The sequence below is a fragment of the Flavobacterium piscisymbiosum genome (genome assembly GCF_020905295.1).
Classification (GTDB): domain Bacteria; phylum Bacteroidota; class Bacteroidia; order Flavobacteriales; family Flavobacteriaceae; genus Flavobacterium; species Flavobacterium piscisymbiosum.
The window spans coordinates 492,063-516,953 of sequence record NZ_JAJJMM010000001.1 but is presented as its reverse complement, the minus strand read 5'-3'; the positions used below and the strand labels follow the sequence as shown (position 1 = coordinate 516,953).

Below are 24,891 nucleotides of genomic sequence, written 5' to 3'. Positions count from 1 at the left end.
GCGCATCTATTTGTTAATTAAACTTATCAATATTTACTGTTACGTTTTCTTCGTTTTTACTGTTTGAATACTCAACATAAAAGGATTTATGCAAAACATAATAAAGAACATAATAAAGAATAAAAACACCAAAACTAGAGAGCCATAGAAAGGAGAAGATTTTGTCTTTAAAAAAAATGAGATATCCTTCAGTAAAATCAAAAAAGTGTTTCACATCTTCAAAATATAAAAACAGAACAACTGCAAAAGGAACAATTTTAGTCATGATTTTATAGTAAGCAACCAAAAGGATTGCTAGTATAAATACAGGGATTTTTATCAAATCGTTTATGGCTTTTACTTCACTTGTAAAATACTCATATATTAAAAAAGCAGTCAGTAAAAGGCAATAAAGAGCCAAATGAAGTTTTTTGTTTTTCTTTAGATTAAGAAAATATTGCGTAACGTTTTCTGCTCTTTTTGTTAGCAGTAAAACTAAAAAGCTAAAAATATTGAAGATAGGAATAAGCGTAAATACATTTATAATTCCGAAATATTTTTTTAAGGAATAACCGCGAAACTGAATCAGATTGCCTAAAAATCTTCCTGAATATAGTAGAAGGAAATAGTTTGATACTAATTTTATTACTTCAGATAAATCAAATTTTGAAGAGAAAATAGAAATTGTAAATATCGATTGAGCCAGATTTAAGAGAGTTAGAATTAAAAGAAAAAAACTAATGATAAAACCCCATTTAAAGAATTTTGTGTCAATAAATTGTTCATCGATAGGTTTTCGGATACTTTTAATTCCTCCAAATCTATTGGTAATGTAGAAAAAGCCGATCAGAGCAAATAAAATTTTGAAGGTATTGATAAATTCCATAATCGTTATGAATATATCCTGCATATAAGGTTCGGTGAAATTTAAAAATGTAAAATTTCCAAATGTATTTTCAACTTCTATATCAATAACGTTGAGTAAAAGTATTGATATTAGTATAGGAAAAAGCCATTTTGTTTTTTTAGAAACATTAAAGTTTTCTAGTGCAAAGTAATGCTTGACAAAATAAAGAAAAGGCACTATTAGCGATAGAAAATTGATGATTTTGTAGATGTAACTACTCTTATACCAGGTGAAATCGTAAAGATAATGTGTGAAATTATAGTCTAATAAAAATGAAACATCATTTTTGAAAAAATAAGGAATACTCAGCAATTGTAAAATGATCCCTGTCTTTATTTTATTGTTTTTATAAAAATACCAGGAAAGAATTAGTGTGTTGAAATACCAAAAAAGTACACGCCAAATTTGTATAAATATAAATGTGTTGGGGGTAAAGACTTCGAGGTAATACAAGAGCATACTTAGTGAGAAAAGTATAATTCCGAATACCCAAATTTTATCAATAACATTATTTTGAGTTTCGCTAAAAATTAATTTCATAGAATGGTTTTAAAAAGAAGAGTAATTACGTACAAAAATATTCTTTTTAAAATGATATCAAAATATTCTTTACTATTTATCGCTTTAGAAAATCATTTCTCATAATTGTAAAGTTATGTTAATTTAGGAAATGAAATTTTGTATTAGATAATGGAAATATATTTTTGTAAAAATCACATTTATGGAATTATACTACACCTTTTCAATACTTATTGTATTGGCCTCTTTCTTCGCCTATTTAAATTTAAGATTTTTAAAACTTCCTGGAACTATCGGAATAATGATTATTGCCATGTTGGTTTCTGTAGGCATTCGCTTATTGGGAGATTCTTATTTTCCGGCTACAACCAAACATTTTTTTGAATTAATAAAAGAATTTGACTTCAACGAAATCTTAATGGGAGCGATGTTGAATTTTCTTTTGTTCGCAGGCGCACTGCACGTGAATATGTCTGATCTTAAAGAACAAAAAGTTCCTATTATGATATATTCTACAGTTAGTGTTGTGTTATCAGCATTAATTATTTCTATGCTGCTTTATTATATAGCGCCAATTTTAGGAATAAAAATACCTTATATATTTTGTTTGGTTTTTGGTACATTAATTTCTCCAACCGATCCAATTGTGGTGTTAGGCGTTTTAAAACAAGCAAAAGTTCCTAAAAGAATAGAAACCAAAATTGTTGGTGAATCGTTGTTTAATGATGGAGTAGCAGTAGTAATGTTTGCTGTTGTTCTTAAAATGGCAACTGATCCAACATTTGATATGACTTTTGGTTCTATCGCCTGGTTATTTGCAAAAGAAGGAATTGGTGGGCTTTTATTAGGAGCTGCTTTAGGATATACCGCATCGAGAGTTATGAAAAAAATCGACGATTATAAAGTGTCAGTTCTAATCACGCTTTCTATCGTAATGGGAGGTTTTCTAATTGCCCAAAGCTTTCACGTTTCAAGTCCGTTAGCGATGGTAGTTGCCGGATTGATTATTGGTAATTATGGTAAAAAAGTAGCCATGAGCGAAATTACTCAGGATTATTTAGGTAAGTTTTGGGAACTTATTGATGAGATATTAAACGCTATCTTATTCTTATTTATTGGTTTTGAGTTGTTATTATTACCAGATTTAAATAAACAATTATTAACCGGTTTTGTAGCTATTTTTATAGTGTTATTCGCCAGAATTTTTTCTATCGTTTTACCGTGGAAATTCTTTGATATATTTAAATTTTTCGGAATTAAATCTGCCTACAACAAAGGATCCTTAATGGTTTTAGTTTGGGGAGGAATTCGCGGAGGAGTTTCTATTGCATTAGTACTTTCTATGCCGGAAGGAGAATATAAAAACCTATTGCTTGAAGTAACTTATATTGTAGTACTGTTTTCAATTGTAGTACAAGGGCTGACCGTTGGAAAATTAGCCAAAAAGGTTTTGGAGAAAGAGTAAATGACTTAGAAAATAGAGCATAGAATAAAGAATAAAGAATAAAGAATAAAGAATTTTTATCTTTATTTGGCTGAAAGAAAAAAGCCTGCAAAAATATTTTTGCAGGCTTTTTTTATCGTTTGTCTTCTTTAGAATAATTCGAAGCTCCGTTTATATCAATTTGATTTCCTAAAAAGCGAGGTTCACGATTTCTCAAAACATCAAAAAAGGATTTAAAGATAGAACCATATTCTCTAAAAGTAACATATTTATATCCCAGATATTCTCCATTGTTGGCAGAATATCCAACAGCTTTTATCCCAAGTTTTTGTCCGATGTAAATTGCACGGTTTAAATGATATTCCTGAGAAATTAAAGTTGCTTTTTTGATGTTAAAAATATGTTTGGCGCGATACATTGTAGAATAGGTATCAAATCCTGCATAATCAATAAATATTTTGGTAGTATCCACACCATGATTAAAACAGTAATTTTTCATTACCGTTAATTCATCATATTCGTCGCGGCCATTATCTCCCGAAAGTAAAATTTTATTGATTCGGTTGGCTTTATATAATGCGATTCCGGCATCTAGACGGTCTTTTAAATATTTACTCGGTTGATCTCCGTTGATTCCGGCACCAAAAACAATTCCCACATCGTTTTTAGGGAATTTCTTAAGTGAATAATAAATATGTTTTTTGGTCGAAGACTTCACGTAATAGTTTACCGAAACAATAGCAACCAATCCGATTATAGCTAGATAAAGAGCGATTTTTAAATATTTTTTCAAAATATATTTAGGTTTAATCTTTAATGTCTACTGCATTTATAGTCTGAATTTTACCATCAGCATAAACAACAATTTTACCATTGATTTTCTTTTTGTTCTCAATCATTTTTTTTGATGAAACTTTAAGGCCTTCAACTATTTTATTCTGTAATTCTTTAATTTTATCTTTTGTCATGTTGTAAATTATTTATTTTTTTAAATAAATTTTCATCTATAATAACTGGTTCTTCATTAATTTCTTTTTCTAAGATAAGAACGGGTAATTTGTTGGAATTATCAAATAGCATTACATTATCACAAACATTTAAATAAATTTTGAAGAAGTTTTTAATTCCTCTAATATACCTTCTTTCAATAACATCTACGAGAATATTATGTCCTCCTTCGCTTACTCTAATTATTACTCTTTGTTTTGCAAGTTCTACTGAATTTAGCCAAAAGAAAACTAATGTTATAAAATAACCTTGGTTTTGAGCTTTTTTTATAATCGAAATATAACTTTTTGCTGAAAGAGTTGTTTCAAATGCAAAGTCAGCTTCTTTTTGTAATAATTCATCAATACGATTAAGCATTATTCTTCCGGCTTCAAAGCTTACTTTTTCAGGTTGAAAAGGAGAGAGACCTTTAGCGATTTCATCTGCATTTACAAATTCTTTACAATCTAAAATTTCGGGCAGAATTGTATATGAAGCTGTTGTTTTTCCAGCTCCATTACAACCTGCAATAATATATAAATTTTTATCTTTCAATAGATTGAATATTAAACAAAGGTATTAAATATTTAAAGTAATCCCGCTCTCTTTAATAAAGCTTCAGGTTTTGGTTCCTGACCTCTAAAACGTTTGTACAAAATCATAGGATGTTCTGTTCCTCCTTTAGAAAGTACATTGTCTTTGAATTTTGTAGCAATTTCGTGATTGAAAATACCGTTTTCCTGAAAATATTCAAAAGCGTCCGCATCCAAAACTTCAGCCCATTTATAGCTGTAATATCCGGAAGAATATCCGCCCTGAAAAATATGAGAAAACGCCGTACTCATCGCGTTTTCTTTTACATCAGGATACAATTGCGTGTTGGCAAATTGCTCTGTTTCAAAAGTTTTTAAATCTGTAATATTGGTCGGATCTTGTCCGTGCCAAGCCATATCCAATAATCCAAAACTTAACTGACGTAAAGTTGCTAATCCTTCCTGAAAACTTGCACTTTCCTTGATTTTCTGCACATACTCAATTGGGATAATTTCTCCTGTTTCGTAATGATTGGCAAATAAAGCCAAAGCTTCCGGTTCGTAACACCAGTTTTCCATAATCTGACTTGGTAATTCTACAAAATCCCAAAATACAGAAGTTCCGGATAAACTCGGGTAAACGGTATTGGCTAACATTCCGTGTAAACCGTGGCCAAATTCATGGAATAAAGTAGTCACTTCGTTAAAAGTTAATAAAGATGGTTTTGTTTCCGTTGGTTTTGTAAAGTTGCAAACGTTCGAAATATGCGGTCTTTCATTTACGCCATCTTTTATAGATTGATGTTTGAATGAAGTCATCCAGGCACCATTTCGTTTTCCTTTTCTTGGAAAGAAATCGGCATAGAAAATAGAAACTAAATTACCATCAGCATCGGTTACTTCGTAAGTCGTAACTTCATCATGATATTTATCTATGTCAAAAACTTCAGTAAATGTTAATCCGTATAATTTTTTGGCAACTGTAAAAGCACCGTTTAATACTTTTTCTAATTGAAAATAAGGTTTTAGTTTTTCATCATCTAAATTGAAAAGCTGTTGTTTCAGTTTTTCAGAATAATAAGCTCCGTCCCATTTTTCTAATTGTTCGATTCCGTCCAGCTCTTTGGCGAAAGCCGTTAATTCAGCAAATTCTTTTTGAGCGGCAGGTTTTGCTTTTGCCAATAAATCATTCAAAAAAGAGAAAACTTTCTCCGGACTTTCCGCCATTCTTTCTTCAAGAACAAAATGTGCGTGCGTTTTATAACCTAATAAATTCGCTCTTTCGAAACGTAATTTCGCAATTTTCAAGACGTTTTCCTGATTGTCGAATTCGTTATTCTGAAAAGATCTTGAGCCAAAAGCAATTGCCATTTTTTTACGCAATTCACGATTATCTGCATAAGTCAAAAATGGAAGATAACTTGGATGATCTAAAGTGAAAATCCAACCTTCTTTTTCCTGGTTTTTAGCTAATAATCTTGCTGCTTCGATTGTTCCTTCAGGCAAACCAGATAAATCTTTTTCATCAGTTAAATGCAATTCGTAGGCATTGGTTTCTGCCAAAATATTCTCTTCAAATTGTAATTTTAATTTTGATAATTCTTTGTCGATTTCTCTAAGTTTATCTTTTTTATCTTCAGCTAAATTTGCTCCGTTTCGGGAAAAGCTTTTATATTTTTTATCTAAAAGGGTAGTTTGCTCAGGATTTAGATTTAAAGTTTCTTTTTGATGGTAAACGGCTTTTATTTTAGCAAATAAAGCAGCATTTAGCGTAATGTCATTTCCGAATTCAGATAATAAAGGCGAAACTTCCTGAGCGATTTTTTGCATTTCGTCGCTTGTTTCTGCCGAATTCAAGTTGAAGAAAACACTTGAAAGACGATCTAAAATATCTCCTGAAAAATCCATTGCTACAACAGTGTTTTCAAAAGTTGGCGCTTCGGGATTGTTTACGATAGCATCAATTTCGGCTTTAGCCAAAGTAATTCCTTCCTGAAAAGCCGGAAGATAATCGTCAATTTTTATTTGCGAAAAAGGTGCTGTGTTATGTTTGGTTGTGAATTTTGAAAGTAAAACGTTCATTATAATGTAATTATTTATATTAATTGAAGTCAAATTTTTGAATTCCAAAGATAGCAATTTATAAAAATCTAATCATCTATATAGAATTGATTGTAGGCATAAAATCCTCTTAAATTGTGTTATAGATATGTTATTTATTTATGTAAGGGTTTTAAAAATCGTAAATTGAAAAAATGCGATTAGAATATAAAATGCTAATCTGAAATTGTAAAACAAAAAAATGATGAATTATCAAGTTGTAATAAAGAATATAGATACGGTTAATGAAGTAGAAGGATATTGGTCTGATGAGGATTTCGTTCAGTTATTAGAAAAATTCAATTATCCGGATGGTGCAACTGCAGACAAAGCCAGTTTGCCGGAATTGTTAGAAATGGCGATATCGGATTACGAACCTAATGAAGCTGCCGAAATAGTTTTAAAATACAAATTTGCTGATCGATTAGGCGACGGACAAATTGAGCAAATATCGCACAATATGTTGATTGATAAAGTTTGCGAGGAATATCCCGAAATAGATATGCAGGGAACTTTGTTTCATATCAATCAATTACTTTTTAAAGCATACAACGGAAAATTTCCCAATGCAAAAGCTTCTATTGTTCATTTTTCAATGACACCAACAGATGGCGAAGCGCAAAAACTGACAGCAGAAAATGTACTGAAATTATTGAACAATGGTTTGTCTGATAGAAATCTTATTAAAAGATTATTTGAAAATCAAATGTCTCAAAACATTGCGTTTCCGGAATCCGAAGCTATTATTTGGGAATTGACAACAGAAGATAATGTAAATTATAATTTGGTTACTTCTGAGAATTGGATAAATAAAGAAGATATTACAGAGTATGAATTTGAATCTGTTCTTGAGGATATCGAAGAAGAAGCATAATTCAGAATATAGAAGGGTAAAAAAATGAAGGCTTCCGTAATGGGAAGCCTTTGTTTTTTGTATTTTATTCAGTCGCTTTTTATACTGAAAACTGCGACTGAAAACTATTTCAAACCTTCAGCCGCTTTATTAACCGCAGCTTTTAGTTCTTCTTTGTAAGCAATAATCGTATCAAGCACTTTTTTATCGTGACTTCCGATGATTTGTGCTGCAAGAATTCCGGCATTTTTTGCTCCGTTCAAAGCTACAGTTGCAACTGGAACTCCGCCCGGCATTTGAAGAATCGATAAAACCGAATCCCAGCCATCTATAGAATTACTTGATTTTACCGGAACTCCAATTACAGGAAGCGGTGACATAGAAGCAACCATTCCCGGTAAATGTGCAGCGCCTCCGGCTCCGGCAATAATCACCGAAATACCGCGAGTATGTGCGTTTTTACTAAAATCGAATAATTTTTCCGGCGTTCTGTGTGCCGAAACGATATCTACTTCAGTTTCAATGTTAAATTGTTTTAATATGTCGATGGCATCCTGCATGACTGGCATGTCAGAGATACTTCCCATTATAATGGCTACTTTACTCATAGTGTGTTTTTGTTTGTTTTGTTTCAGGTTTCAGGTTTTTTGTTGAGACTGAAAATGTTTGTTTTTTTATTTATGAAATTACGTCAGTATTTTTATTGTTTTGATATTCAAAAAATGCTTTGAAGCTTTTTGAAATTGTAAAATGGTAAAGTGAAAAACTATATACGACTGTCATAATTATTATTGGAGCTTTATTTATCAAAGAGATATCAATTGAAAATAAGCTAATTATGAGAATTACGTTTGCAATCGAAAAAAGTACGATCGTTACTACTTTTGCCCATTTTTTTCCAATATATACCAGATAAAGAAGTCCAATCGTTAAAAAAAAGCGGGTTATTCCAGAGATCAAATTTTTTATGTCAATTTCTGATTGATAAGACTGATAGATGTAAGTTGAATATAATGAAATTATCAAAATACAAATGAATACAAATAATGTTTGCTTTTTTCCGATTTTTGCTAATTCAGTCATAAATCCTATTGGTTAGAAAATGTTGTTATTAAGAAATCACTTTAATTGTATTCTTAACATCCTCTGCAATTCTTCTTGCTTCGCCCATATTTTCATTTACAATCGTAACGTGACCCATTTTTCTAAAAGGTCTTGTTTGTTTTTTACCGTAAATATGTGGAGTAACTCCATCCCATCCTAAAATGGTTTCGATATTTTCGTAAACGACATCTCCTGAGAAACCTTCGGCACCGACTAAATTTACCATAACTCCGGCAACTTTACTATCTGTGTTTCCTAACGGAAGATCTAAAATAGCGCGTAGATGATTTTCGAATTGTGATGTATAACTTGCTTCGATCGAATAATGACCTGAATTGTGTGGGCGAGGAGCAACCTCATTTACCAAAATTTCATCTTCGTGAGTTTGGAACATTTCAACTGCTAAAAGACCAACATGATTGAATTTCTCCGAAACATTCAAGGCAATTGCTCTGGCTTTTTCGGCTACTTTTTCGTCGATTCGTGCAGGGCAAATTACATATTCTACCTGATTGGCTTCGGGGTGAAATTCCATTTCTACAACCGGATAGGTTTTTATTTCTCCTGAAGGATTTCTTACTACAATAACGGCCAATTCATTTTTGAACGGAACCATTGTTTCTGCAATGCATTCTACATTTGGTAAATCATCCATATCAGAGATCTGACGAATGACTTTTACGCCATTTCCGTCATAACCAAACTCTGTGCATTTCCATACAAACGGAATGGTGATTTCATTATTTCCAACTGATTTTTGCAAATGTGCCGGAGAATCAAATCGTAAATATGAAGCTGTCGGAATATTACTTTGTGTGTAAAAATCTTTTTGAACGCCTTTATTCTGAATTCCTTTTAAGGTTTTTGGAGAAGGATATACTTTTAGACCCTCGTTTTCTAGTTGCGTTAAAGCTTCAAGATTAACCAATTCGATTTCGAAAGTCAAGACATCGACTTGTTTTCCAAAATTGTATACTGTTTCATAATCCATCAAATCGCCCTGAAAGAATTTATTGCAGGCAATTTTACTCGGAGCTTCATCGCTTGGATCTAAAACATAAGTTTGTATGTCAAATTTTCGAGTGTCAAACAATAGCATTTTTCCTAATTGTCCACCACCTAATATTCCTAATTTAAAATCAGAAGAAAAATAGTTCATTGTAGTTGTGTTTCTGCAAAGATAATTGATAAAATAGAAATGCCAATTTATTGTGTATTGAATTGCTATTTTTTGATATTGTAAGATTAAAGAAATAATTATTGTAAATGTTAAAATTTTTTGAAATATCTCGTTTGAAAATTTTGTTTTGTGGACTTGAATTCCGTACGTTTGACCCGATTTTTAACCGCCGTAGATTTAATAAAGTACATGACCACAAACGATTGGGCAAAACATATTCAAAAGTTTCTTTTTCTGCTAAAAGATGACTTTTTCGAATTACCATACTTGTCTAATTCTCCTCATGTGATGTTAGACAGTCTTATAAAAATCCCTATAATTAAACATAACGCCTTAAAGCAAGTCATTTTTTCAGACAATGCTTTTTGGAAAGGTAAGATGCGTTACCGAAAAATAGAGGAAGGTTTCTGGATTTTAGAAACGAACATTAATCTTAAAGAAAATGTTCTTGCAAAAGCAACTTACACAAAAGATCATCTAAAAGAATATTATATTTTATCGTTTTCAGTTTTCGAATATAAGTTTCCTTTCAAGGATTCTGATCCTATTACTTTACTGAGTACTTGTTGGACTTTTTATAAGCCTGAAACTGAAGTGGCTACTTATTTCTATAAAGGAACCGAAGGTAAGTTCTTTAATATTGCGATGAACAAGAAATGGGTTGATCAAAATATCAAATCGGGTAAGTTTTGTGGGAAAGGTGTTTTGGAAAGTTTCTTTAATAACCAAAAAGGGTTTTATACCTGGCTGGATATTGCTCCAAATGCACATATATTGTCTAAAAAAATATCCAAAATATTAGACGATGAAAATAAAATTCATCTCAATACTCCAGAATTACGAAAGTCTTGTACAAAGTTGATTGCTGAGTTTTTTAAGAATTCATTAGACAGTCGCATTGCAGATAATATTTCACTAAGCAATTTAGATTATTATAATGTAGCGAAAGCCGAGAAAATGATTTTGCATAATCTTCAATCCTCCTTTTTAGGAATAGATCAAATTGCATATGAGGTGAATACGTCTCCAACAAAATTAAAAGCGAATTTTAAAATTGTATTTGGTTTTTCGATGCTACAATATCATAAAGAAAAAAACATGCTTCTTGCCAAACAATTGCTCGAAAATTCTGAAGTCGAAATTCAGATAATTGCTATAATTACAGGTTATGAAAGTGCAAGTAAATTTGCTGCAGCGTTTAAGAAAAGATTTGGTACATCACCTTCCGTTTTTAGAGAAAATTAAAATTTGAGTATCAGTTTTATGAATGTAGGAAAGTGGGTTAAATTTATAAAAGACAATATCAACTTTTACAGAGATGGTTTTTTTGAATTGCCCTATTTGTCTAATTCTCCTCAGGTTATAGTACAAAGTATTGTAAATTCTCCGTCGGTTAAACATGTTATAGAAGAGCAGGCTGTTTACAGAAACAATCCTTTTTCGAAAGGTGTAATGCGTTATCGGGAAATCGAAGAAGGTTTCTGGATTATTGCTACCAGCATCACTTTTAAGAAAAACGTGATGCTAAAAGCCATTTACGACGAAGATTTGCCTATTGATTATTATACACTGACTTTTTCGGTTTTTGAAAGTGAAGTGAAATTACAAAACACGTTTGCGGATAAAACTCCTTTTTCGAGCAAATACTGGGGATTTAAAATACCAGGAACAGAAGTTGGTGCCTATTTTTATAAAGGTTCTGTTTGTGAATTCTATTTATACGGATTTAGTAAAGAATGGGCCGAACGCAATTTTTCTTTTGGAACCTTACCGGAAGATAATCAGATTAAAAAATTCCTGAACTCTGATAGAGGTTTTATCACCTATCAGGATATTGTGCCCAATGCAGCTGAATTGTCTAAAGAAATTTTAATTAATTTAGAAAAGAATAATCATGATTTATTAAGTAAGGCAATTTTAAAAACACAGACATTTCAATTGATTTCTACTTTTTTTAAAAATGCTTATATAGATCAGCGAATTGGTAATTATACTCCAACAGAAACTCCCGAGTATAGAAAAATTGCCAAAGCCGAAAAATTGCTTTTAGATACGATAACCAATCCTTTTTTAGGAGTCGAATATATTGCAGAAAAGGTAGGGATGTCTCCAACAAAACTCAAATTGACTTTTAAATCGGTTCATGGCGTTTCGATGGGACAATATCATAAAGAGAAAAAATTACTTTTGGCCATGCAGATGATTCAAAATACTGATATGCAGATAAAAAACATTGCCTTGGCTACCGGTTATAAAAGTTCCAGCAAGTTTACGGCAAATTTTAAAAAGCGTTTTGGAAAAATGCCTTCTGAAATACGACTATAATCACTGTAAAATTCTTTCTTTTCCTGAGTTTTTCAATCCTGAATGTGATTTTTTTGAGCGATTTTATGAACACCGTATTTATACCTGTTTTTGTTTTTAATTTGTTGTTTTTCAGTATTTTATTTTTAGTTGTCTTCAAGTTTTAAACAGACTGTTTTATACTGAAAATGTAGTTGGTCGTTTCGGGCTATCGATGTGTCCGAATGGGCTATTCGACGTTTGGATTTCGATATAATTTTGTTCGATAATTCTAAACCAACCAATATGATAATAAAGCTACTTTACTTCGCGAATGTATTTCGCAACTTTCAAAAAACTTCTTATTTCAAATTTGCACATTAAATAATTGCAAAAGATAATTTCCAGCAGTTTTTAATTTTCCTTCCAATTTAAAAAATGTCGAAAGACAATTTAAAGTCCATTGTTATTGACAAATAGGGCAGGATGTTTATTGCTGTTTGCGAAATAAAAATTCGGAGATTATAAAAAAAAACAACTCAAAAAAACATATTTAGATATGAAAAAAAAGATTTTATTAATAATTATAATCACAATTCTACAGACTTATACTTCGTTTGCGCAGACACAGGTTTACCGGTTAGGTTTGTCGGATTTAGTAACCCCACAAACATGCGGTGGTACTATTCGCTATACATATTCAAATATGGATATGGGATTCCAATGGACATCTGTTGGTGCGGCGACACCTACTAGTGTTACAGTACAACTTAATTATGCGGTAAATTGTAGCAGTATCAATGGCAATTCGACTGTTAGGCTTAATAATTTAAATCAACCATTACAGCCTACGCCGGGGCCTTATTATTGTTCATGTACTCCCGGAGGTCCAGCTCCAACAACATGGACTCTAAATCTTGCAGATTATAATGTAGGAGGATTAAATACGGTGCTTTTTAACTCGGGTAATAATACCCAAGGTCTGGATGTTATTCCTGGAAACCCAGGTATTTATGCTATTGTGACTGTGAATTATGCAACTTCTGGCCCTGAAATTAATATTAAAGGCGGAAATACTTCAATTTTAAATGGAGATGCTTCGCCAATTGCTTCTGATGATACAGATTTTGGAACTTTAGCCGGAGGAGTAGCCTTAGATCATACTTTTACAATTCAAAATCAAGGTACAACAAATGCATTGACTTTAACAGGTACTCCTATCGTAAATATAAGCGGAAGCAGTGCTTTTTCAGTTCAAACGCAGCCAGGTTCTAATACAATTGCAGGTTTTGGTTCACAAACATTTGATGTACGTTTTAATCCTACTTGTACTCAAACTGGTTTGCAAACAGCAGTTGTAAGTATAGCAAGTGATGACACAGATGAAAACCCTTATACATTTACAGTGCAAGGTACAGCTGGCGTAGATAATACAAAACCAGTCGCAATTGCTCAAAATCTTACAGTTCAATTGGACGCAGCCGGAAGTGTAACTGTAAACGCGACTCAAATAAATAATGGAAGTACAGATAATTGCGGTATTAGCGGTTATATGCTGGGTTCTGGATCTACAGGAACAGCTTGTGATATGGTTAACGAAGGAAGCAATTTAACACTTACAGCAACACCATCTAGTGTTTTTACTAAAGTTAATTTTGCCAGTTATGGAACGCCATTTGGAAGTTGTGGTAATTATACTTTGGGTTTTTGTAACTCTTTCTACAGTGTAACTAATGTTGAAAGTTTATTATTAGGGCAATCTACTGCTACTATTCCTGCGACTAACAGTACTTTTCCAGATCCTTGTGGAGGAACTCCAAAAAGATTAGCTGTTCAGGCTTCATATGGTCCAGTACCCGGATCTGAAACAAGCTCTATAACTTATTCTTGTGCTGATATAGGTACACATGATGTTACTTTGTTTGTTACAGATAATAATGGAAACGTATCAACTGTAAATGCGACAATAACTGTTGAAGATATTGAAATTCCTGTAATTGCTTCAAACGGAAATCAAACCGTTAATGTTGATACAGATGTTTGTGGTGCAAATGTAACAGTTTCAGCATCAGCTACAGATAATTGTACTGTTGGAACGCCAACGGGAGTGCGAAGTGATGCCAAATTACTTACGGATGTTTATCCTTTGGGAACAACAACAATCGCCTGGAATGTAAAAGATGTTAACGGAAATGATGCAGTTGAAGAAATCCAAACGATACTAGTAACAGACAATCAAATTCCGGTTATTGTTTCAAATGGTGATCAAACTGTAAATGTCGATGCAAATACTTGCGGAGCTATTGTAACAGTTTCAGCATCAGCTACAGATAATTGTACAGTTGGAACCCCAACGGGAGTGCGAAGTGATACCAAATTACTTACTGATGTTTATCCTGTAGGAACAACAACAATCGCCTGGAATGTAAAAGATGTTAACGGAAATGATGCTGTTGAAGTAATCCAAACGATACTAGTAACAGACAATCAAATTCCGGTAATTGTTTCAAATGGTGATCAAACTGTAAATGTTGATGCAAATACTTGCGGAGCTATTGTAACAGTTTCATCATCAGCTACAGATAATTGTACCGTTGGAACGCCAACTGGAGTGCGAAGTGATGCCAAATTACTTACTGATGCTTATCCTGTGGGAACAACAACAATCGCCTGGAATGTAAAAGATGTTAATGGAAATGATGCCGTTGAAGAAATTCAAAAGATCATAGTAACAGACAATCAAATTCCGGTCATTGTTTCAAATGGTGATCAAAATGTAAATGTTGATACAGATGTTTGTGGTGCAAAAGTAACAGTTTCAGCATCAGCTACAGATAATTGTACTGCAGGAACGCCAACAGGAGTGCGAAGTGATGCCAAATTACTTACTGATGTTTATCCTTTGGGAACAACAACAATCGCGTGGAATGTAAAAGATGTTAACGGAAATGATGCAGTTGAAGAAATTCAAAAGATCATAGTAACAGACAATCAAATTCCGGTTATTGTTTCAAATGGTGATCAAACTGTAAATGTTGATGCAAATACTTGCGGAGCTATTGTAACAGTTTCAGCATCAGCTACAGATAATTGTACTGCAGGAACGCCAACAGGAGTGCGAAGTGATGCCAAATTACTTACGGATGTTTATCCTTTGGGAACAACAACAATCGCCTGGAATGTAAAAGATGTTAATGGAAATGATGCAGTTGAAGAAATTCAAAAGATCATAGTAACAGATAATCAAATTCCGGTTATTGTTTCAAATGGTGATCAAACTGCAAATCTTGATATAAATACTTGCGGTGCCAACGTAACGGTTTCTGCATCAGCTACAGATAATTGTTCTGTTGGAACGCCAACTGGAGTACGAAGTGATGCCAAATTACTTACTGATGCTTATCCTGTAGGAACAACAACAATCGCCTGGAATGTAAAAGATGTCAATGGAAATGATGCAGTTGAAGAAATTCAAAAGATCATAGTAACAGACAGTCAAATTCCGGTAATTGTTTCAAACGGAGATAAAAATGTAAATTCCGATACAAATGTTTGCGGCGCAGCTGTAATTGTTTCAGCAACAGCCACAGATAATTGTACAGTTGTAACCCCAACAGGAGTAAGAAGTGATGCCAAATTACTTACAGATATTTATCCTGTAGGAACAACAACAATCAAATGGAATGTAAAAGACGTTAACGGGAATGATGCTGTTGAAGTAATCCAAACGATAATCGTAAAAGACAATCAGGTTCCGGTAATTGTTTCAAACGGGAATAAAAATGTAAATGTTGATGCCAATCTTTGTGGAGCAACTGTAATAGTTTCGGCAACAGCCACAGACAATTGTTCAGTTGGAAGCCCAACAGGAGTACGAAGTGATGCCAAATTACTTACAGATATTTATCCTGTAGGAACAACGACAATCAAATGGAATGTAAAAGACGTTAACGGGAATGATGCAGTTGCAATAACTCAAACTGTAAAAGTAACAGACAATACTTTGCCAACAGTTCTTACGAAAGATGTAACAGTTCAGCTTAATGCTTCCGGAAATGCTTCAATTACAGCAACAGAAATCGATAATGGAAGTGCTGATACTTGTGGTATAGCTTCAATTACAGTTAGTCCCGATATTTTTAGCTGTAATAATATTGGAGAGAATGAAGTAACGCTTACAGTAACTGATATTAACGGTAATGTTGCTAAAGAAATCGCAATTGTTACTGTTCAGGATAATATTGTGCCAATAGCTAAAACAAAAGATTTGACTGTGCAACTTGATGATGCAGGAAATGCATTTATAACAGCAGCGCAAATCAATAACGGAAGTTCTGATAACTGTGGTATTGCTACAGTAAGTCTTGATAGGATTTCTTTCGATTGTACAAAAGTGGGTGTAAATACAGTGATTTTAACGGTAAAAGATAAGGCAGGTAATACTGCTACAGCCACTGCAAAAGTTACTATTGTAAACACATTTGGAGATAATGATAAAGACGGAATTCCGGATAATTGTGATAACGATGATGACAATGATGGAATTTTAGATTCATCAGATAATTGCCCAATTACCTTTAATCCATATCAGGAAGATCGTAACAATAATGGTATTGGAGATGCTTGCGATAAAGATCAGGTAAATATTTCTGAAGCCTTTACTCCAAACGGAGATGGTATCAATGATACATGGGTTGTTTCTAATATTGAATATTATCCTGCTTCAACCGTACGTGTTTTCAATCGATGGGGAACAGAAGTGTTTGTTGCCAGAAATTATCAAAATGACTGGGACGGATATTACAAAGGAAATTCAAGTTCATTACCTGAGTCAAGTTCTTATTACTATCAAATTGATTTAGATGGAGATGGCAAAACAGACAGAGAAGGTTGGATATACATTAACAGGTAATTGAAAAAATAAAATTTTAGAAATGAAAATAATTAAAAATATATTGGCGGGAGCATTACTACTTTTTAGTAGTATGCTTTTTGCTCAACAAGAAAGTCTATTTACAACTTATCGTTATCACATGAATCTGGTAAATCCGGCTTATGCAGGTGTTGATGGAGAAACTGTTTTAGCAACTACTATTCGCCAGCAATGGACAGGGATTAAAGATGCACCGCAAACACAAGCGGTTTCTTTTGGAACATCAGTAGGAAGTAACCTTGGAATTGGTATTTCTATGGTTTACGATAAAACTTTTATCGAAAAACAAACACAATTAGGTCTTGATGTGTCGTATAAAATTCAGGTGGGAGCCCTTACAGATTTGTATTTAGGAGTAAAAGCCGGAGGAAATTTTTATAATGTTAATACGTCAGGTCTTGAAACCTATGTACCACAGTCAGATCCTGCTTTGGCAACTATCAATCAGTTTAATCCAAATGTAGGTGTTGGAGCATTATTAAAAAATGATAAATTTTACGTGTCCCTTTCTGTTCCAAGAATATTAAATACTGAGCGAGCAAGAAATAAAGATGGTTATACCGCAGTTGCGACAGACAGAGCGCATGTTTATTTAAGCAGTGGTTATGATTTTGATTTGGAAACCGCAACAGCCTTAATCTTAAAACCGTCATTTATGATGCGTTATGTGAATGGGTCGCCTCTTTCAGTAGATCTTAATTTGATGTTGCAAATCGAGAAATTTTTAGAAATAGGAGCAAGCTACAGGGTAGACAATGCTTATGCAGGAATATTGGGCTTTAATATTAGTGATCGTATGACACTTGGTTATGCCTATGAAGTAAGTACAGGGAACGTAATGGCAAGTGCTAAAAACTCAAACGAATTTTACCTTCGATTTAAGTTTTAAAACGATAAAAAAACAATAATCTAACTGTGTTATTTTTATTTTTTGAGTAGGAAAAAAGAGGGCATCTGTAAGTAGATGCCCTCTTTTGATTCTATAACAGTTTATTAAATTATTTTATCTTCTTCAAAACTTCTTTGGCAACAGCTTTATAAGCTGCCGAATGATCTCCATAATCTTTGTTCAGGATAATTTGCAATTCAGGATGAATCCAGTCGTAGTGATTTCCCAAAATATATAAGGTTCTGATAGAATAGGCTTTTGTTGCCACTTTTACATCATTGATCAGCCAGTCAAAAGAAGCTTCTATACAATCCTGAAGGTTTTCTTCAGAAAGTAAAATACTGTCATCGTTTTTCTTATAATGTGATTTTACCAAAAGCTGAACCACTTTTGCAATTGGCCTTATGGAACTTTCATCCTTTAAAATTTTCAAATTAGAACATAAAAAATCAAGATGAGGCTGCAGCCAGATTAATTCTTCGTAGGATACAAATTCTAAAATCCAACAGGCTTTATGATTGTTTTTGTCTTCTGGCGAAAAACAAATCGAAACCAATTCTTCAAATAAATGATGATTTTCTAAAACATACTGAGCCGCCATGAGTCGGTTTTCTCTGTAAGCATTTACATAGTCTAGTTTTGCTTGCAATTCAGATGACATATTTTTCGATTTAGGACACATCTAAAATAGGTAATTTAGTGAAATAGTTCCGTAATAATTTACAGGAAGTCCCGGATAATAATATCGTGGACTTGCGTTTCCGACAGCAACGGCGTTGGGCAAAATCATTGAAGCATATTTTTCATCCGTAACGTTATTAATACCAAAAGCTAAATTGGTATTTAAGTTAGGAAGAATTTCAAAACGATAACCTGTTTTTAAATTGACGATATTGTAAGAATCTGAATAAGCAGAATTAGCATCATTCAGAGGAATTTTATCCGTAAACTGAAAATCGGCAGAAAAATAAATTCCTAAAGAAGTATTTAAAATTAATCCAGCATTAACTTTATTTGCTGCAACTCCGGTTAATTTATTTCCGGAATAATCGTTTCCGTTATCGACAAAATCTTTAAACTCATACTTTCCTAACGAAGCTGCAATAAAAGAATTCAAAGTAAAAAAACGATTAATCGTCCAGTTGTGTTTTGCTAAAACTTCGATTCCTTCATGAAATGTTTTTCCGGCATTTACACCTTCATATTGATCATCGCCAATTCGTTTCGCCACCAATAAATCTTTTATTTCCATTCGGTAAACCGCAAATTCAGTATAAAGATTTTTATTAAAGAAATAAAATTTTCCACCAGCTTCAAAATTATAACCGCTTTCAGGTTTTATATCAGGATTGATGTTGCCGGAACTTGTAAGTGTTTCTTCGGTCGCAGGCAATGAAAATCCGCGACTTGCCGAAAAGTATAAAGTTCTTTCGGAATTAGGTTTGTATAAAAAAGACAATTGAGGAGAAAATATTCCATCATAACTGTATTTTTCAGTTGAGGTCTTATTCGGCAGAAAATTCGTTAGCTCAAAATGAGTTTCATTATAATTTAACCCTGCCTGAATTTCGAATTGATCAGAAAGTAACGTTCTGATTTGCGAAAAGATATTATAAAAATGTCTTTTCTGATCGGTTTCAGTAAGTTGATTTCCTTGTAAACTTCCCTGGCCGTTGTTGGTTTTGTAGAGGTTTTTAAAAGTATTTCCGTTATAGTTATCTGTAAAATATTCAATTCCAGCAATAAATTGATTTTCTGTTTTTCCTATTTTAAAATCTCCTGAAAATTGCGTTCTCCCTCCGGTTCCAAAAGTATATTGACGTAAAATATCAAAAGGACGAGGTTCGTTACTGTCTTTATAATTTACAAATATTGAAGTAGCATTACTCAGATGATCATTAATTTTAAAATCATAAGCCAATCCTGCCAAAGTAGATTTATATTCTTTAAACCCTTTTGAAGCCACCCAGGTCGAAGCGCCCAGTTTTGGGTTAGATTCAAAAACTTCCTTAGTAATCGAACTTGGAATATAGGCTTTCAAATAGGTATAATTTGTAAAATAAGTCAGTTTGTTGTTTTTCTTTTTGAATAATTCACCGGCAAGTGTGATTCCTTCCCTTTTATATGAACTGTTTTCTCTCCATCCATCGGTTTTAAGATTATGGTAACTGATATTCAGACTAGCACTTTTTTCATTCAAACTATAATTCAAACTGTTTTTAAGTAATCCAAACGAACCGAAAACGCTGCTTACGCTGGCATTTTCTCCATTGGTTTTAGAAAGTTGAGGTGAAATTAAAATCGCACCGCCCAAACCTGCGCCGTAAATACTCGAAAGCGGCCCTTTGATTACTTCAAGTTGCCCAATATTTTCCAGATCGATATCGTCAATAACCGTTTCGCTGTTCCCGGAAGTCAGCGGAATACTGCCATAAAAAGCCCTGATTTTATTAGTTCCATAAGGAGATCTTGCGCCAATACCACGAATCGAAATGCGGGTTGTGGTAAAATTAGAGGATTGCATAAAAACTCCTGGAATTGTATTAATTACCGTAGTAATATCTGTTGCATTATTTTGCAAAAGGTCTTTTTTTGATAAAATGCCAATTGCTGCTGGTGTATTCTGTAATCTATTATTAACATGAAGTGAACTGATAACAACTTCGTCCAGTTTCTGAGTTTTGAGAGAATCAATAGTTTTGCTTTCTTTTTCTTGTGCTTTACTATTATGAAAAATGCAAAACACAAAAAGTAGAAAACAATATTTTTTTAAAATCATAAAAGAGTTTTGATCAGTTTTTGCGCATAATTTTAAACACATAGAAACATAGCTTTTGATGACGTAAAAAAGGCGTTTCACTTAGCATTAATTCACATAGCTATGTGAAAGAAATGTGTTTGTTTTCAATGACCTTTTCGCAAAATAAAACCTATGTTTCTATGTGTTTAAAATTACTCGCGTAAAGTTTGGGATTTGGAATTTAAAAAATTTGGGATTTATTTTTTCGCCGTTACCTTCCAAATCGTGTTTCCACTATCATCATTCACCAAAAGCGATCCGTCTTGCATAACTGTTACAGCAACAGGACGCCCGTAAACTTCAGCTTTATCAGCATTTGCAACAAAACCAGTCAGGAAGTCTTCAGGTTTTCCGGGTTTTCCATTTGTAAAAGGAACGAAAACTACTTTATAACCTGATATTTTGGCGCGATTCCATGATCCGTGCTGACCAACGAAAGCTCCGTTTTTATATTTTGCAGGGAAAGCTTCTTTATTATAAAAAGCCAATCCCAAAGATGCTGTGTGGGCACCAACAGGAACATCAGGAACAATAGATTTAGCAGCAAGATCTTTACGTTCGCCTTTCATTCTTGGGTCAAGATTGTTTCCGTAATAAGAATAAGGCCAGCCGTAGAAACCATCTCTTTTTACACTTGTAATATAATCAGGAACAAGATCGTCACCCAATTCATCACGTTCGTTTACCGCTGTCCAAAGTTCCTTGTTTGCAGGATTCCAGTCCATTCCAACAGGATTTCTAAGTCCGGCAGCATAAATTTTTTCTCCGGTTCCGTCAGGATTAATTTCTAAAATATCGGCACGACGAACTTCTTTGTCCATTCCGTTCTCACCAACATTACTTCCGGAACCTACAGAAACGTAAATTTTTGTTCCTTCTGGATTTGCAATTATATTTCTTGTCCAGTGATTGTTGTAACCTCCGGCAGGAAGTTCAAGAATTTTAGTTCCCTGAGTTTCTAATTTTAGCGGATTGTTTTTATAAGGATATCGGTATAATCCGTCTGTATTGGCAATGTAGAAAAAGTCTTTTAGCACCAACATTCCAAAAGGTTTGTTTAAGTCTTTTATAAAAACTTCGCGAGTTTCAAATTTGCCGTCTTTATCCTTATCACGCAAAACAGTAATTTGATTTTTACTGGTTCTTGTTCCGCTTTCTACCACAAAAATGTCGTCGTTTGGCGCGATATAAGTCCAACGCGGATTTTCAAATCGATCAGCAAATTTTGTAACCGTAAATCCTGCAGGTGCAATTGGCGTTTTTCCTTCAGGCCAGCCAATGACTTTACTATTATTTGTTTTAGATTCTGTTGCATACGGCGGCGGCAAAGTAAGATCGCCAATCGCTGTTTTTACAATTATATTGGGTTGTTTTGCAAGAGCTTCTTTTTCTTCTTTTTTAACCTGTCCGTTGCAGGCCGTCAGTATGGCTAATAGGGATATTGAAAATATTTGTGCCGTGGTTTTCATTAATCTTGGGGTTAAATGTTTATAGAACAACAATTTAGTAAAATTAAAAATAGTAGGGAGAAAAAAAAAGTAAATATTAAGTCATATTTAACATTCTTAAAAAAATATGTGTACAGCCTATTTTGATACTTACAGTTTGGTTGTAATTCTGTATCTTTGCCCATTATTTTAAACATAAAAATAATGATACAACTTCACGATAAACAATTTGTTCCGTTTATTTCGGCCAAAGAAATTGATTTTGCTTTGACCAAATTAGTAGCTCAGGTAGAAGATGATTTTGGAGATGATACTCCAATTTTTATTGGGGTTTTGAATGGTGCATTTATGGTCGTTGCAGATTTTTTAAAAAAGTACAAAAGCCCTTGCGAGGTTTCATTCATCAAAATGGCATCTTACGAAGGAACCGAATCTACTAATACCGTAAAGGAGTTAATAGGAATCAATCAGGATTTATCCGGCAGAACCGTAATTATCATCGAAGATATTATCGATACCGGAAACACGATCGAAGAATTAAAAACGATGTTTAAAGCGCAAAATGTAAAACATTTTAAAATTGCGACTTTGTTCTTTAAACCAGATGCCTATAAAAAAGACATCAAAATAGATTACATCGGAATCAGGATTCCAAATAAATTCATCGTGGGTTACGGATTAGACTACGATGGTTTAGGACGAAATTTACCCGAAGTATATAAATTGGCAGAATAATTATAAACACACACAACTATATATTCATTTAAAACTTCTTATAAAAAACAGAAGTAACAACACTCACTCATATTATGATTAATATTGTTTTATTTGGAAAGCCAGGAGCAGGAAAAGGAACTCAGGCAGAATTTTTAAAAGAAAAATACAAATTGACTCACCTTTCTACAGGAGATATTTTTCGTTTTAATTTAAAAAATGATACAGATTTAGGTAAAAAAGCAAGAGTTTTTATGGACAACGGAGAATTGGTTCCTTGCGAAGTTACCACTGCAATGTTAATAGACGAAGTAAACAAACATCCTGATACAGCAGGTTTCTTGTTCGATGGTTACCCAAGAACATTAGATCAGGCACAAGCACTGGATAAATTTTTACCAACAATTGGGTCAAGTGTTACTGCTACAATCGCATTAGAAGCCGATGATGAAATTTTGGTAGCGCGATTGTTAGAAAGAGGAAAAACAAGTGGAAGAGTTGATGATCAGGACGAAGAAAAAATTCGTGTAAGATATCAGGAATACAATGAAAAAACAGCTCCGCTAATTGGATATTATAAAGAACAAAACAAGTTTTATGCCGTAAACGGTATCGGAACTATCGAAGAAATTACAGAGCGATTAACGTCAGTTATAGATAATTTGTAGAAGCTTTTTCCAGCTGTACGTGAAATCCCGATAGCTATCGGGACGCAAAAAAAACTATTTTTCTATACCATAAAACGAGCTTATCCCGATGCTTCGGGAGTCGACTGTTTTCTGGCAAGAAAAATTAGTTTTTTTAGCTCCGGGCTTTTCACTCCTCCGGATAGCTATCGGGAGGGCTATGAAATACCGAAGTTGCAAATTATATTAACGAACTATTAAATAACGAATAACCCTCAAATTGGAAATACTAATAATATTTTTTCTAATACTATTAAACGGAGTTTTCTCTATGTCTGAAATTGCACTTATTTCAGCAAGAAAAAACAGACTCGAAACTGCCGCAAAAAAAGGAAATAAAAGTGCTAAAATTGCGCTTGACTTAGCCAATTCGCCAAATAAGTTTTTATCTACAGTACAAATCGGAATTACACTAATCGGGATTTTGACCGGTATTTATAGTGGTGATAAAATAACCGTTGATGTAGAAACATTTGTTAGCGGATTTGCAGTTTTAAAACCTTACGCACATTCAGTTGCAGTGGGAATTGTTGTGGTGGTTTTAACATTTTTCTCATTAGTTTTAGGAGAATTATTGCCAAAACGAATCGGGTTGAATTATCCGGAAGCGATTGCAAAAATGGTTGCATTGCCAATGAAAATTATTTCGATTATTACAGCGCCTTTCATTTGGTTGCTTACGACTTCGACAGATTTTTTATTGAACGTTTTTCAAATAAAACCTTCCGCAGATGGTAAAGTAACCGAGGAAGAAATTAAAGCCATTATAAAAGAAGGAACAGAAGGCGGAGAAGTTCAGGAAATTGAACAAGATATCGTGGAACGTGTTTTTCATATTGGCGACCGAAAGGTAAATTCATTGATGACACACCGTAAATCGGTTGATATGTTGCCTTTTAATGCTGATAAAACCAAAATAAAGGAACTTGTTCTTTTGGATTTGCATACTGTTTATCCGGTTTACAGAGATAATTACGATGATATTGTTGGTATCGTAACCTTAAAGAATATATTTGCCAACATCGAAAGCGATCATTTCGATTTAGGTGCTATAATGATAGATGCCCCATATTTAATGGAGCAGACAACAGCTTACAAAGCCCTTGAAAATTTCAAAAAAACAGGAATTCATTATGCTTTAGTTTCTGATGAATATGGAGTTTTTCAGGGAATTATTACTTTGAATGATATTCTTGAAGCTTTGGTTGGAGATGCATCTGATTTTTATAAAGATGAATTTCAATTAATAGAAAGAGAAGATGGTTCATGGTTGGTAGATGGACATTATTCATTACATGATTTTCTAACTTATTTCGAGTTAGATGAACTAACAAATGATTACGAAGTAAATACCGTAAGCGGAATGATTATGACCGAGCTTTCTCATATCCCGAAAGAAGGCGAAAAACTAATCTGGCAAAAATTTGTGCTGGAAGTCATTGATATGGATGGCGTAAAGATTGATAAAGTGTTGGTGAAAGCACTTAAAGAGTAAAGAGAATAAAATAGTTTTCAGTCACAGTATTCAGTCG

Annotated in this window: 20 protein-coding genes; 9 read left to right on the top strand and 11 right to left on the bottom strand. The window is 33.3% G+C overall.

The features are described from left to right. Nucleotides 1-13: 13 nt before the first annotated feature. Complete coding sequence (locus LNP81_RS02450) at nt 14-1,426, bottom strand: hypothetical protein (protein ID WP_230033169.1); 1,413 nt, start codon at nt 1,424-1,426, stop codon at nt 14-16. 181 nt (nt 1,427-1,607) lie between these two features. Here LNP81_RS02450 and LNP81_RS02445 point away from each other — a divergent pair, with 181 nt between their 5' ends. Further along, complete coding sequence (locus LNP81_RS02445; protein WP_230033168.1) at nt 1,608-2,870, top strand: cation:proton antiporter; 1,263 nt, start codon at nt 1,608-1,610, stop codon at nt 2,868-2,870. Between the two features lie 112 nt (nt 2,871-2,982). Here the strand turns inward: LNP81_RS02445 and LNP81_RS02440 are convergent, their stop codons facing one another. The 4 genes from LNP81_RS02440 to LNP81_RS02425 are packed head-to-tail and all read right to left on the bottom strand — an operon-like array spanning nt 2,983 to nt 6,451. Next, nucleotides 2,983-3,642 (bottom strand): SanA/YdcF family protein, encoded by a 660-nt coding sequence (locus LNP81_RS02440; protein ID WP_230033167.1) that lies wholly within the window; start codon nt 3,640-3,642, stop codon nt 2,983-2,985. Nucleotides 3,643-3,655: 13 nt separating this feature from the next. Then, complete coding sequence (locus tag LNP81_RS02435) at nt 3,656-3,817, bottom strand: hypothetical protein (protein ID WP_154339901.1); 162 nt, start codon at nt 3,815-3,817, stop codon at nt 3,656-3,658. Beyond that, entirely contained in the window at nt 3,804-4,391 is a 588-nt protein-coding gene (locus tag LNP81_RS02430) for an ATPase (RefSeq protein WP_230033166.1), read from the bottom strand. The genes LNP81_RS02435 and LNP81_RS02430 overlap by 14 nt, the downstream gene beginning before the upstream one ends. Nucleotides 4,392-4,423: 32 nt before the next feature. Continuing rightward, on the bottom strand, nt 4,424-6,451 hold the full coding sequence (locus tag LNP81_RS02425) for a M3 family metallopeptidase (protein WP_230033165.1): 2,028 nt from the start codon (nt 6,449-6,451) through the stop codon (nt 4,424-4,426). A 220-nt stretch (nt 6,452-6,671) separates the two neighbouring features. On the opposite strand from LNP81_RS02425, the gene LNP81_RS02420 reads away from it, so the two are divergent. Next, on the top strand, nt 6,672-7,343 hold the full coding sequence (locus LNP81_RS02420; RefSeq protein ID WP_230033164.1) for a hypothetical protein: 672 nt from the start codon (nt 6,672-6,674) through the stop codon (nt 7,341-7,343). Nucleotides 7,344-7,447: 104 nt separating this feature from the next. On the opposite strand, the gene purE is transcribed toward LNP81_RS02420, so the two are convergent. The 3 genes from purE to LNP81_RS02405 all read right to left on the bottom strand — a co-directional run bounded on the left by purE (nt 7,448) and on the right by LNP81_RS02405 (nt 9,585). Continuing rightward, nucleotides 7,448-7,930: a 5-(carboxyamino)imidazole ribonucleotide mutase gene (purE, locus tag LNP81_RS02415; protein WP_041516353.1), complete on the bottom strand. Its 483-nt coding sequence runs from the start codon at nt 7,928-7,930 to the stop codon at nt 7,448-7,450. A gap of 70 nt (nt 7,931-8,000) precedes the next feature. Continuing rightward, nucleotides 8,001-8,405, bottom strand: coding sequence for a hypothetical protein (locus LNP81_RS02410; RefSeq protein WP_230033163.1), 405 nt, complete (start codon nt 8,403-8,405; stop codon nt 8,001-8,003). Between the two features lie 28 nt (nt 8,406-8,433). Further along, on the bottom strand, nt 8,434-9,585 hold the full coding sequence (locus LNP81_RS02405; protein WP_230033161.1) for a 5-(carboxyamino)imidazole ribonucleotide synthase: 1,152 nt from the start codon (nt 9,583-9,585) through the stop codon (nt 8,434-8,436). 210 nt (nt 9,586-9,795) lie between these two features. Between LNP81_RS02405 and LNP81_RS02400 the strand changes: the two genes are divergently transcribed. The 4 genes from LNP81_RS02400 to LNP81_RS02385 all read left to right on the top strand — a co-directional run bounded on the left by LNP81_RS02400 (nt 9,796) and on the right by LNP81_RS02385 (nt 17,711). Beyond that, entirely contained in the window at nt 9,796-10,851 is a 1,056-nt protein-coding gene (locus LNP81_RS02400; RefSeq protein WP_230033160.1) for a helix-turn-helix domain-containing protein, read from the top strand. A 3-nt stretch (nt 10,852-10,854) separates the two neighbouring features. Next, the gene (locus LNP81_RS02395; protein WP_230033158.1) at nt 10,855-11,931 is read left to right on the top strand and encodes a helix-turn-helix domain-containing protein; all 1,077 of its coding nucleotides are present in this window, start codon (nt 10,855-10,857) and stop codon (nt 11,929-11,931) included. Nucleotides 11,932-12,448: 517 nt separating this feature from the next. Continuing rightward, nucleotides 12,449-16,801: a T9SS type B sorting domain-containing protein gene (locus LNP81_RS02390; protein WP_230033156.1), complete on the top strand. Its 4,353-nt coding sequence runs from the start codon at nt 12,449-12,451 to the stop codon at nt 16,799-16,801. A gap of 22 nt (nt 16,802-16,823) precedes the next feature. Beyond that, nucleotides 16,824-17,711: a PorP/SprF family type IX secretion system membrane protein gene (locus LNP81_RS02385; protein WP_230033153.1), complete on the top strand. Its 888-nt coding sequence runs from the start codon at nt 16,824-16,826 to the stop codon at nt 17,709-17,711. A 109-nt stretch (nt 17,712-17,820) separates the two neighbouring features. On the opposite strand, the gene LNP81_RS02380 is transcribed toward LNP81_RS02385, so the two are convergent. The 3 genes from LNP81_RS02380 to LNP81_RS02370 form a co-directional block, all read right to left on the bottom strand. Further along, nucleotides 17,821-18,372 carry a hypothetical protein gene (locus LNP81_RS02380; protein WP_230033151.1) on the bottom strand — a complete coding sequence of 184 codons (552 nt, stop codon included), beginning with the start codon at nt 18,370-18,372 and terminating at the stop codon, nt 17,821-17,823. Nucleotides 18,373-18,393: 21 nt separating this feature from the next. Further along, the gene (locus LNP81_RS02375) at nt 18,394-20,490 is read right to left on the bottom strand and encodes a TonB-dependent receptor (protein ID WP_230033149.1); all 2,097 of its coding nucleotides are present in this window, start codon (nt 20,488-20,490) and stop codon (nt 18,394-18,396) included. 218 nt (nt 20,491-20,708) lie between these two features. Further along, nucleotides 20,709-21,980, bottom strand: coding sequence for a PQQ-dependent sugar dehydrogenase (locus tag LNP81_RS02370; RefSeq protein WP_230033147.1), 1,272 nt, complete (start codon nt 21,978-21,980; stop codon nt 20,709-20,711). Between the two features lie 183 nt (nt 21,981-22,163). On the opposite strand from LNP81_RS02370, the gene hpt reads away from it, so the two are divergent. The 3 genes from hpt to LNP81_RS02355 all read left to right on the top strand — a co-directional run bounded on the left by hpt (nt 22,164) and on the right by LNP81_RS02355 (nt 24,854). Next, complete coding sequence (gene hpt, locus LNP81_RS02365; RefSeq protein WP_230033145.1) at nt 22,164-22,694, top strand: hypoxanthine phosphoribosyltransferase; 531 nt, start codon at nt 22,164-22,166, stop codon at nt 22,692-22,694. Between the two features lie 74 nt (nt 22,695-22,768). Then, nucleotides 22,769-23,341 carry an adenylate kinase gene (locus tag LNP81_RS02360; RefSeq protein ID WP_065450832.1) on the top strand — a complete coding sequence of 191 codons (573 nt, stop codon included), beginning with the start codon at nt 22,769-22,771 and terminating at the stop codon, nt 23,339-23,341. A gap of 238 nt (nt 23,342-23,579) precedes the next feature. Continuing rightward, a complete protein-coding gene (locus LNP81_RS02355) occupies nt 23,580-24,854 on the top strand; it encodes a hemolysin family protein (RefSeq protein WP_255700728.1) in 1,275 nt (424 codons plus the stop codon). The last annotated feature ends 37 nt before the right edge of the window (nt 24,855-24,891 follow it).